Below are 3,893 nucleotides of genomic sequence, written 5' to 3'. Positions count from 1 at the left end.
CTGCGGGCGGCGCGGAAATTTTACGCCGCGGGGGCATAGAGGTGAAATTTGACGTCTGCTCTGCCGCGGCGGCGGAGCTTGCGGAGCCGTTTTATTTGGCGCGCGCGAGCGGCTTTTGCTTCATCAAAATCAACGCCACGCTAAACGGCGCGGTGCATGGGCGGATCGGCAGCGAGAAGCAGCGCGCGTTCGTGCACGAGCTGCGCAGCGTGTGCGACTACGTAGGCGTGGGTGGGCAGACCGTGTGCGCCGACAGACCGACGCTGGACGTGCGTGCGGCTAAATTTAATGAAATTAGCGCTTTGGCAAGTAGCGCCGATAAGCGAGTGTTAGACGCTTGTGCAGTGCCGCAAAATCTAAAGCTACGCCCGCCCGATGTGTGGATCCACTCGCGCCGCAACTCTTATAATAAGCCCAATGGCAACTTCACACGGAAAAGAAAAATGTATAGCGAATGTGTCTGCTAGAAGCAAAGTAAAAATCGGTACGATAAACGAGAGTGAAGTAAAAGCTAAGCGGGCGACAGGCTATTTTTTAGAAAATCAATGTATCTTAATAATCACGAGCAACAATCTGCGTAGAACAAGAGAGCAGCGAATTTATAAAATAATGAGCATAACGGATGCGCGAATAGACTAAATTTTAACTTTCAATGTAGAGTGAGAATAATAGCTGTCGTTATAGGCGTACGAAAGCAGAACTTCGCTCCAGCTTGCGCTACAGCCGTATTAGCGAGACCATGCGAAAGCGCATCCCTAATAAATACCCAACCCGTTACTCATTTTTTGCTCCTTCTTCTGGATTGTTTTTAATCAAATTTCTATCTGAAAAATTTATAAAAAATATCAACAAAAGTAGAAAAACCACCCCTTTTAAAAAGAATTTAAACTGTGCGGTCATCAAATATGGTCTTAACAATCTATGATCGAAATTATATTCTTTATATATTTTTCCATCTTTATCTTCAAGCTGTAAAATTTCATTATTACCTAATATATCTGGGCTTGGCTCGCCGTAAATTTTGATTTTTTGCCCTTTTAGCTTTTCGTAAATATCGCTATCGCTTTTGCTTATTTCATAAACCTTTTTCTTGCCGTTTTCTAGTTCTATATGTATTCGTCCGCCGCTTCCGCGAAAATTATAATAAACGTTTCTTAAAATTCCGGTATCGATCTCAAGCTCATTTAACTGCTTAGGCGACGTATCCGTTCTATAAATAGTAAGAAGCGTCCCGCATAGGACAAAAAGCAAACCATAACAGCCTATGCTAGCCACCTGTGCCGGCGGATGCGAAACTCCCCTGATAAAAACACGCCTATAAAATACATCGTAAAAATAATATAAGAGCCTTTTTATATATTTTGTTATGAATTTCATAAAATTTCCTTTCATATTCTTTTGGATGTTTTATTGAGTGATAATAAATTTGCTCTAAATTTACAAAATTTCCCACTTTAAATTTTAAATCTGCAGAAACTTTAAAACTAAGCAAAATTCAAAGATCAAATATACAAAATCGCCACTGCAGGGTTTCCACCTGCGTAGCTTGACTTAGCGCCGTGAAGTATAAAATTTCATCCGCCCTACTCCTCAAACAGATTTCTCTCCGCGGTCTTTAGCACGCGACCGAACGCCTCGCGCGCCTTATCGGTTGCGATGCGGCCTTTGGCGGTCTTTTCGATGTAGCCGTTGGCGAGCAGATAGGGCTCGATGACGTCCTCGATCGTGCCCTCATCCTCGCTAAGCGCCGCCGCGATCGTGCTAAGCCCCAAGGCACGGCGCTTAGCGTCAAATAAAATTTCCAAATATTTTATATCCATCTCGTCAAAGCCCTGCTCGTCCACGCCCAGCGCTTCAAGCCCTTCGCGCGCGCGATCGTGCGAGATAGCGCCCTCGTCGCGCACCTCAGCAAAATCGCGTATGCGTCGCAGTAGCCTCAGCGCAATACGCGGAGTACCGCGAGAGCGGCGCGCGATCTCGGCGCTGGCATCTGCCGCGCTTTCTTTTCCGAGTTTGACCGAAGCGATCTGCACTATCCGCGCAAGCTCGGCGTGCGTGTAAAACTGCAAGCGAAACTGCATGCCGAAGCGATCCCGCAGCGGCGCCGAGATCATGCCCGCGCGCGTCGTGGCGCCGATGAGCGTAAAGTGCGGAATGTCGATCTTGATGGTTTGCGCGGCGGGACCCGAGCCGATGATGATGTCGAGGCGGAAGTCCTCCATCGCCGAATATAGCACCTCCTCGATCGCGGGGCTTAGGCGGTGGATCTCGTCGATGAAAAGCACGTCGCCGCTTTGCAGGTTCGTCAAAATCGCCGCCAGATCGCCCGCCTTTTCGATCATCGGCGCGGCGGTGACCTTGATAGCGGCGCCCATCTGAGCGGCGATGATATGCGCCAGCGTGGTTTTGCCGAGCCCCGGCGGCCCGTAAAAAAGCACGTGATCGAGCACGTCGGCGCGCTTTTTCGCCGCGGCGATCGCGATAGCGAGGTTTGATTTGATCTTCTCCTGCCCCACGTAATCCTCGAAGCTCGACGGGCGCAGCGAGCTCTCCACGCTCTCATCGAGCTGCATCTTTTCGATCTCTACAATTCTGTCCATAATCTCTCTTTAATCGATTTTAAAATTTTAGCAAGTGTAGCGAAAAATGGCTAAATTTTGGCAATTTTAAAGGGACGGACCTTTGCGGGCGGAATAAAATTTGCCACGCGGAATTTTACGGTACGCGCTTAGGGCTGGGGCTAAAAAGCAGAGCACCCGTCGCGAAAGACTGCGAAATTTTATTGTGACGGCTCCCGAACAGCGCGCGGGTCGCTAACTGCGCGGAATTTGGCGCGTAGAATTTAAGGCTTTAGGCATTCGCGAGCGGTGATTGCGGAGCGGCGGCGCGAAATTTGAGCACGTAGAATTTAGAGGCAAAATTTAGCCGTTTGAAAAATACGCACGGAATTTTACGACGTAAAATTTGGCGCTTAGAATTTTGCGATATTAAATTCGGCGCCTGGAATTTTGCAACGTAATTTTGCGGCAAAATTTTGTTTCGTAGAGCTTTGATGCGGATTTTGTTTTTGCGGCAGCGAGGGTTTAAATTATATGCTTCACGCTCCGCAGCACGCAGGCGACTAGAATTCTATCTAACGAAGTCGGTTAAAATTTCGCAATGAATTCTGCGTATAATTCTACGTAAAATCTTATGCGAAATTCTGCCTTACGCACTTGCGCGGCTAGGTAAAATTTCGCGCGGAGTTTTGTCTTTCGCGACTGCTTGGAATTCGGCGCGGATTGTAAAATTTACCGCTAAGCTTAACGCGGGCTCGGGCGATTAAATTTAGCCGTGAATCTCACGACGCTTTATCGATCGCTCTCTTTGATCAAGACACTTTTATTGTCGTCGTCACTCTTACAAAGCACTCTATAATCTGATATTTCAATTGCGTATAAAAATACTACGCCGTCGCTTTGAAATTTTTTTCGAGCAGCCCTTGGCATATAGCTCGGCGAGTTTTGGACTATTGAGAACATAAAACTCATAGCTATCGGCAAAGTGCTCCATATAGCTGTAGGTGATGCTCGCCCAAGGTACTCGGTTATCGCCGCTTCTATTTAGCACGATAGTTCTAGCGTTTATCGTCGCGAGCTTTGATTTTAGCTGCCCAAACGTCTTTTTGTCCCAGCCGATGAGCTTTAGCCCATCGACGATGCTCGGCGCATTATCTTTGAAAATAGAATTTGAATAAAATTTCGTCTCGTTGCCGTCCAAATCGATCCAAATATACTCATCGCCGTAGGTGCTCTGGATCGTAACGCGCAAATTTTTAGGGAAGTTGCGACCTGCAAAAGCCAATAGGTCTAGAAATTTCTCGCGATTTTGCTCGTAGTTTTGCATCGGCGGGG

3 protein-coding genes and 1 pseudogene are annotated in these 3,893 nt (G+C 47.4%); 1 reads left to right on the top strand and 3 read right to left on the bottom strand.

Features of this window, described 5'->3' with window-relative positions; translation table 11 throughout:
- A pseudogene (locus Q0174_RS03395) lies at positions 1-467 on the top strand (hypothetical protein); the annotation flags it as partial.
- A gap of 307 nt (positions 468-774) precedes the next feature.
- Here the strand turns inward: Q0174_RS03395 and Q0174_RS03390 are convergent.
- The 3 genes from Q0174_RS03390 to Q0174_RS03380 form a co-directional block, all read right to left on the bottom strand.
- Positions 775-1,377: a hypothetical protein gene (locus tag Q0174_RS03390; protein WP_298041688.1), complete on the bottom strand. Its 603-nt coding sequence runs from the start codon at positions 1,375-1,377 to the stop codon at positions 775-777.
- Positions 1,378-1,583: 206 nt separating this feature from the next.
- On the bottom strand, positions 1,584-2,600 hold the full coding sequence (gene ruvB, locus Q0174_RS03385; protein WP_297881127.1) for a Holliday junction branch migration DNA helicase RuvB: 1,017 nt from the start codon (positions 2,598-2,600) through the stop codon (positions 1,584-1,586).
- 826 nt (positions 2,601-3,426) lie between these two features.
- On the bottom strand, positions 3,427-3,893 hold a 467-nt coding region (locus Q0174_RS03380), incomplete at its 5' end, for a hypothetical protein (RefSeq protein ID WP_298041687.1).

Origin of the sequence: uncultured Campylobacter sp. (assembly GCF_937996225.1) — a bacterium.
Lineage (GTDB): Bacteria > Campylobacterota > Campylobacteria > Campylobacterales > Campylobacteraceae > Campylobacter_B.
The sequence above is the reverse complement of the archived record's forward strand: the minus strand, read 5'-3'. Positions and strand labels throughout refer to the sequence as shown.